This window comes from Micromonospora sp. BL4 (genome assembly GCF_003667505.1).
Classification (GTDB): domain Bacteria; phylum Actinomycetota; class Actinomycetes; order Mycobacteriales; family Micromonosporaceae; genus Micromonospora.
In genome coordinates, this window is the sequence record NZ_RCVJ01000251.1 from 1 (window position 1) to 7,083 (window position 7,083).

Below are 7,083 nucleotides of genomic sequence, written 5' to 3' on the forward strand. Positions count from 1 at the left end.
AGATGCAGCATCACGACGATTCGGGGCGGTTGGGGTGGGTATGCGGGGCGCCGGAGGTGACATGACATGGCTTCAGGTGGCTCGCGCAAGGGGCTCTGGATCGCGGTGGTAGTGGTGATCATCATCATCGTGATCGTGCTGATCGCGCTCGCGTCCGGCGGCGGCGACGGCGGCAACGGTTACTGACCCGGCGGATCCGGCAGGCGGCACCGAACGGGTATATAACAGTCGGCATGGCCGAGCAGACCGGAAGCGCTCCGGGCGCCCAGCGATTCATTCCGCCGGACGCGGACACCATCGACGAGCTGCGCGCCGCCTCGGGTGGCTGCCGGGGGTGCGAGCTGTACCGGGACGCCACCCAGACGGTCTTCGGCCGGGGCGACGAGAGCGCCCGGGTGGTCCTGGTCGGCGAACAGCCCGGCGACATGGAGGACCAGAAGGGGCTGCCCTTCGTCGGTCCGGCCGGCCGGCTGCTGCGCAAGGCCGTCGACGACGCCGGGCTCGACCCCGCGCAGATCTATCTGACCAACGCCGTCAAGCACTTCCGCTTCGAGTTGCGCGGTAAGCGACGGATCCACCAGACCCCGGACCGGGTCCACATCACCGCGTGCCGGCCCTGGCTGGTCGCCGAGTTCGCCCGGCTGCGCCCGGAGATCGTGGTGGTCCTCGGCGCGACAGCCGCGAAGGCGCTGCTCGGTCCGGCGTTCCGGGTGACGAAGCAGCGCGGGGAGCTGCTGCCCTGGCCCGCGTCGGCCCAGCACCCGGAGGACTTCACCCAGGTGCCGGTCGACAGCGCCGGAAAGCGGGCCGACGCGCCGGAGGCCCGGCTGCTGGCCACCATCCACCCGTCCGCGGTGCTGCGCGCCGACGATCAGGACAAGGCGTACGAGGGGCTGGTCGCCGACCTGACCGTCGGCGCCCGCGCCCTGTCCGGCTGACACCGGCGCCCTCGACGGGATGTGCGCGGCCAGGAACGGTTCCCCGGCAACCAAGGCGAGACAGGCTGTGCCGCCGCAGTTACTCCAGATCTTGGACAGTTGCCGTTCGGCGCGAACGGCAACTGTCCAAGATTGACGATGCCGCGGCGCTGGCGCGTGCGGGCGCCGGCTCGGCCGACAGCGAAACCCCCTGCCGCTCGTCGGCCCGGGTACGCGAGGATGGGTCACCCCCGTCCTGAGGAGCGCCGATGGCCACCGACCTGACCGCGCCGCGTACCGTCCGGCCGGACGTCGCGTCGATCCAGCGGCGTACCCTGCGGCTGCTCTTCACCACCCAGATCATCGGCGGCATCGGCGTGACCATCGGCATCGCCGTCGGCGCGCTGCTCGCCGCCCGGATCGCCGGCACGGCCGCGGCCGGGCTGGCGCAGAGCGCCGGGGTGGTGGGCGCGGCGCTGCTCGCCATCCCGGTCACCCGGATCATGGCGCGGCACGGCCGCCGGCCGGGCCTGGTGGTGGCGTACGTGGTCGGTGCCGTCGGCGGCGTGCTGGTGGTGGTGGCCGCCGCCAACCGCTGGGTGCCGCTGCTCTTCCTCGGCATGCTGCTCTTCGGCGGAGGCACCGCCGCCAACCTCCAGGCCCGCTACACGGCGGTGGATCTCGCCGAGCCGGCCCGCCGGGGGCGGCAGCTCTCCCTGATCGTGTGGGCCACCACCATCGGCGCGGTGGCCGCGCCGAACTTCGCCGCGCTGGCCGACCGGGTCACCAGCGGCTGGGGGCTGCCGCCGCTGGCCGGCCCGTTCGCGTTCAGCGCGGTCGCGTTCGTGCTGGCTGGCGGCGTACTCCTCGGGTTGCTCCGGCCCGACCCGCTGCTCACCGCGCACCGTGACCGGGCCGGCGGCCCGGCTCGGCATCGCGGCGGTGGCGGTCGGTCACCTGGTGATGGTCGCGGTGATGTCGATGACCCCGGTCCGGCTCGGTGAGTCGCACGCCGACGCCGACGTGCTGCGACTGGTCGGCATCGTGCTGAGCCTGCACATCGCCGGCATGTACGCGTTCTCACCGCTGGTCGGCTGGCTCACCGACCGGCTCGGCCGGCGGGTGGTGATCCTCGGTGGGGTGGGGCTGCTGCTGGCCGCCTGCGCGGTCGCCGGCACCGCCGGGCACCACACGCCCCGGCTCTCGGTGGGGCTGGTCCTGCTCGGTCTGGGTTGGTCGGGGACGATGGTGGCCGGGTCGACGCTGCTCTCCGAGTCGGTGCCGGCCGGGGTGCGGCCGAGCGTCCAGGGGCTGTCCGACCTGACCATGGGGCTGGCCGGGGCCGGCGCCGCCATGGTCAGCGGGTTTGTGATGCAGGTGGCCGGTTATCCGGTGCTCGCCCTGCTCGCGGCGGTCGCGACGGTGCCCCTGGTGGCGCTAGCGTTGCGCCCGGTGCCGACCGGGGCACCGGACGAGGAGGGCTGATCACGTGCGGCTGACCGACTTCTGGGCGCGGCTGGAGGAGGCGTTCGGCCCCGGCTACGCGGCCAGCATCGCCCGCGACCAGGTGCTGTCCCAGCTCGATGGACGCACCATCGAGCAGGCGCTGGCGTCGGGGGAGCAGACGCACGTGGTGTGGCGGGCGGTCTGCGCCGCGTATCCCGACCGAGTGCCCGCGCGACTACGCTGAGCAGCCTTTTTCCGGCTTCCGCGTGTCGCTTGTCTTGTCGTACACCTGTTCGGCTATTGTCCACAGCGGGGTGCTCGTCCACAGCTCGCGGCCCGTCGGCTGGTTTTCTGTCGGACCCAGCGCCTAGCGTGTCCGCGTGACGCGAAGCTCAGCAAAGACGCCGGCGAAGGCAGGGGTGGCAACCATGGCAGCAGGGCCTGACCGGGAGAAGGCACTCGACCTTGCTCTCGCTCAGATCGACAAGCAATTCGGCAAGGGCTCGGTGATGCGGCTGGGGGAGCGGCCGGTCATCCAGACCGCCGTGATCCCGACCGGTTCCATCGCGCTCGACGTGGCACTCGGTGTGGGTGGTCTGCCGCGCGGCCGGGTGGTGGAGGTCTACGGTCCCGAGTCCAGCGGTAAGACCACGGTGGCACTGCACGCGGTGGCCAACGCCCAGCGGGCCGGTGGCATCGCCGCCTTCATCGACGCCGAGCACGCGCTCGACCCGGAGTACGCGAAGGCCCTCGGTGTCGACACCGACGCGATGCTGGTCTCCCAGCCGGACACCGGCGAGCAGGCGCTGGAGATCGCGGACATGCTGATCCGCTCCGGCGCGCTGGACATCATCGTGATCGACTCGGTGGCGGCCCTGGTGCCGCGTGCCGAGATCGAGGGCGAGATGGGCGACAGCCACGTGGGTCTCCAGGCCCGGCTGATGAGCCAGGCGCTGCGGAAGATCACCGGTGTGCTCAGCAACACCGGCACCACGGCGATCTTCATCAACCAGCTCCGGGAAAAGATCGGCGTGATGTTCGGCAGCCCCGAGACCACGACCGGTGGCCGGGCGCTGAAGTTCTACGCCTCGGTCCGGCTCGACGTGCGCCGCATCGAGAGCCTCAAGGACGGCACCGACGTGGTCGGTAACCGCACCCGGGTCAAGGTCGTGAAGAACAAGGTCGCCGCGCCGTTCAAGCAGGCCGAGTTCGACATCATGTACGGCAAGGGCATCTCGCGCGAGGGCTCGCTGATCGACGTCGGCGTGGAGCAGGCGATCATCCGCAAGTCCGGCGCCTGGTACACGTACGACGGCGACCAGCTCGGCCAGGGCAAGGAGAAGGCCCGGGAGTTCCTGAAGGAGAACCCGGACGTGGCGGCCGAGATCGAGAAGAAGATCCTGGAGAAGCTCGGCGTCGGGATTGGCGCGGGTGACGCCGCCGGCGGCCCGGAGCTGCCGCCGGTCGACTTCTGATCGGTCGCTGATCAGTGGCAGGACGACGCGCCCGTACGGGGCGGGGCTGGGATGCCAGTCCGCCCCGTACGGGCGACGCCACCGATCCGCCCCGCCCCCGGCGGGGTCGCCGTGGCCGGTCCGAGGAGGCCGGTGCGGCCGAGCCCCCGGCGCCACCTCGCGACGAGTCGGAGGTGGCCCGCGAGATCTGTCTGCGCCAGCTCGCCGTCCGGCCACGCACCCGGGCCGAGCTGGCCGGGGCGTTGGCCAAGCGGGGCATCTCCGAGCAGGTCTCGGCCGAGGTGCTCGACCGGTACGACGAGGTCGGCATCATCGACGACGCCGCGTTCGCCCGGGCCTGGGTCTCCAGCCGGCATTCCGGGCGGGGTCTGGCCCGGCGGGCGCTCGCGAACGAGCTGCGCCAGAAGGGCGTGGACGGCGAGGTGGCCACCGAGGCGCTCGGCGAGCTGGACGAGGAGACCGAGGCGGAGACCGCCCGTGCGCTGGTGGAGCGGAAGCTGCGTACCGCGCGGGGTGAGCCCGACGCGATCTTCCGCCGGCTGGTGGGCATGCTGGCCCGCAAGGGCTACCCGCCCGGCGTGGCGATCCGGGCGGTGAAGGACGCGATCGCCGCGCAGAGCGCCGAGGCGGCCGAGTTCGCCGAGCAGATCGACGCCGACGCGCTCGCCGACGCGGAGGGCGAGCTGGAGCGGGACAACCACCCGGCCGGGTGAGCGGCCCGCTGCTCCGGGGTGAACCCGCCGCGCCGCTCGGCGATGTCCACAATCGGACGGATACGTCACACCAGGGCCGGCCCTGGCTGGTCGAGCGTCGTCCAGGGCGGGCTTGAGCCGGGGCTGAGCAGGCCCGACACGCTCACCGGCAGGGCCTCCTCGTGGAGTTTGTCCACTCCTGTCCGGGCCCGACATCAGCAGGCGGTGATGCCGCGGCTTCTCTCCGTTCGGGGGGTTTGATCATGAGTTCTTGACCAGACCGCCCCCGGCGACCTAGCCTCGCCATACAGGCTCACATTGCCCGACCAAGCGCAGGCTAAGCGCACAACATAGATCGCGTAACAAGACAGCATCACTTTGGCCAGCGCAACCGGCCATACATCGCAGCTCCGGGCAGGCCGGTCCGGAGCCGGCGCGACAACTGCACCCGGCCGCCGACGATGCCCGCGGGCACCGCCGGCGGAGAGAGCTACCCCACGGCCAGTCGCTCCGGTCGGGCGTCCAGAGCCGCAGGAGCGTGCCCTTGGCACGGTCGCTGCGGTGCAGACGTATCAGGGGAGGCGGCCATGGCGGGGCGGCACAGGTTCACCGGCGGTCCGCACGAGGTCCCGGCATGAGCACCTTCGACATCGTGCTCCTCGCCGCCGTACTCATCCTGGCCCTGGTGGTCGTCGGCGCGGTGCTCTTCGGCGTCCGGACGCTGCGGCAGGTGGGCGCGGCCCCGGTGCCGGAGGACCCGGCGTTCATCGCCGAGAAGGACCGTCAGGAGCAGTCCCTGGCCGCCCTGCGCAGCGCGGCCGACCAGGCGAACAGCACGATCGACGTGGCGAAGTCGGCGGCGTCGGCCGCCCGGGCCGAGGCCGCGGCGGCCAAGGCGGAGGCGAAGGCGGCCCGGGCCGAGGCCCGCAGGGTGCTCGACGACGCCCGCGCGGAGGCCGACACCGTTCTCGAACGGGCCCACAAGCAGGCGGAGGCGGACGCCGAGCAGTTGCGCACCACGGCCCGGCGCAGCGGCGAGCGGGAGGTCGCGGTGCTCGCCGCCACCACCCGCGAGCAGGCGGCCGAGGTGGAGCGCCGGGCGGCCCGGATGGACGAGCGCGAGCGGCTGCACACCGAGGAGGTGGAGCGGTTCGCCGAGCGGGAACGGCAACTCACCGCCGCCCGCGCCGCCCTCGCGGCCCGCGAGTCCGAACTCAGCCGGCGGGAGGCCGAACTCGCCGAGGCGGAGGAGCTGCGCCGCCGGGAGCTGGAGCGGGTTGCCGGTCTCACCGCCGAGGCGGCCCGCCTGGAGCTGATCGACGCGATCGAGACGCAGGCCAAGCGGGAGGCGGCGCTACTGGTGCGGGACATCGAGTCCGACGCCCGCAGCACCGCCGAGCAGCGGGCCCGGCACATCGTGGTCGACGCGATCCAGCGGGTGGCCAGCGAGCAGACCGCGGAGAGCGTGGTCAGCGTCCTGCACCTGCCCGGCGACGAGATGAAGGGGCGCATCATCGGCCGGGAGGGGCGCAACATCCGCGCCTTCGAGTCGGTGACCGGGGTCAACCTGATCATCGACGACACCCCGGAGGCGGTGCTGCTCAGCTGCTTCGACCCGGTACGCCGGGAGGTCGGCCGGCTCACCCTGGAGAAGCTGGTGCTGGACGGGCGGATCCACCCGCACCGGATCGAGGAGGTCTACGACCTGGCCCGGCACGAGGTGGAGGAGCTCTGCCACCGGGCCGCCGAGGACGCCCTCGTCGAGGTCGGCATCACCGAGATCCACCCCGAGCTGGTGACCCTGCTGGGTCGGCTGCGCTACCGCACCTCGTACGGGCAGAACGTGCTCAAGCACCTGGTCGAGACCGCGCACATCGCCGGCATCATGGCCGCCGAGCTGCGGCTGGACGTGCCCACCATCAAGCGGTCGGCGTTCCTGCACGACATCGGCAAGGCGCTCACCCACGAGGTGGAGGGCAGCCACGCCATCATCGGCGCCGACCTGGCCCGCAAGTACGGCGAGCACGAGGACGTGGTGCACGCCATCGAGGCGCACCACAACGAGGTGCCCCCGCAGACCATCGAGGCCGTCCTCACGCAGGCCTCCGACGCCTGCTCCGGTGGTCGGCCGGGCGCGCGCCGGGAGAGCCTGGAGGCGTACGTCAAGCGGCTGGAACGGATCGAGGAGATCGCCGCCAGCAAGCTCGGCGTCGACAAGGTCTTCGCCATGCAGGCCGGCCGGGAGATCCGGGTGATGGTCAAGCCGGACGACGTGGACGACATCGGGGCGGCCGTGCTGGCCCGGGACGTGGCCAAGCAGATCGAGGAGGAGCTGACCTATCCGGGCCAGATCCGGGTCACCGTGGTCCGCGAGTCCCGGGTCACCGAGATCGCCCGCTGACCGCCCGCGCCTGGGGGCGCGGTGCGGTTCTCCCAGTCCGTGCAGGTAACCAACGACGGCAGCAGTGACCGAAGGGCCGCCCCGAACAGTTCGGGGCGGCCCTTCGATTGGTCGGTGTGGCGCGGATCAGGCGCCGCCGCCCCCACCACCCC

Annotated in this window: 5 protein-coding genes and 1 pseudogene; all 6 read left to right on the top strand. The window is 72.3% G+C overall.

The window, feature by feature from the left end; translation table 11 throughout:
* The first annotated feature begins 233 nt into the window (after window positions 1-233).
* Window positions 234-938, top strand: coding sequence for a UdgX family uracil-DNA binding protein (locus EAD89_RS29600; RefSeq protein WP_121652146.1), 705 nt, complete (start codon window positions 234-236; stop codon window positions 936-938).
* 248 nt (window positions 939-1,186) lie between these two features.
* Window positions 1,187-2,402: pseudogene (locus tag EAD89_RS29605) on the top strand (MFS transporter).
* A gap of 4 nt (window positions 2,403-2,406) precedes the next feature.
* On the top strand, window positions 2,407-2,607 hold the full coding sequence (locus EAD89_RS29610) for a DUF3046 domain-containing protein (RefSeq protein ID WP_074318010.1): 201 nt from the start codon (window positions 2,407-2,409) through the stop codon (window positions 2,605-2,607).
* Window positions 2,608-2,791: 184 nt separating this feature from the next.
* On the top strand, window positions 2,792-3,838 hold the full coding sequence (recA, locus tag EAD89_RS29615) for a recombinase RecA (RefSeq protein WP_121677980.1): 1,047 nt from the start codon (window positions 2,792-2,794) through the stop codon (window positions 3,836-3,838).
* A 14-nt stretch (window positions 3,839-3,852) separates the two neighbouring features.
* Entirely contained in the window at window positions 3,853-4,551 is a 699-nt protein-coding gene (locus EAD89_RS29620) for a regulatory protein RecX (protein WP_121677981.1), read from the top strand.
* A gap of 613 nt (window positions 4,552-5,164) precedes the next feature.
* Window positions 5,165-6,931 carry a ribonuclease Y gene (rny, locus tag EAD89_RS29625; RefSeq protein WP_121677982.1) on the top strand — a complete coding sequence of 589 codons (1,767 nt, stop codon included), beginning with the start codon at window positions 5,165-5,167 and terminating at the stop codon, window positions 6,929-6,931.
* Window positions 6,932-7,083 lie beyond the last annotated feature (152 nt).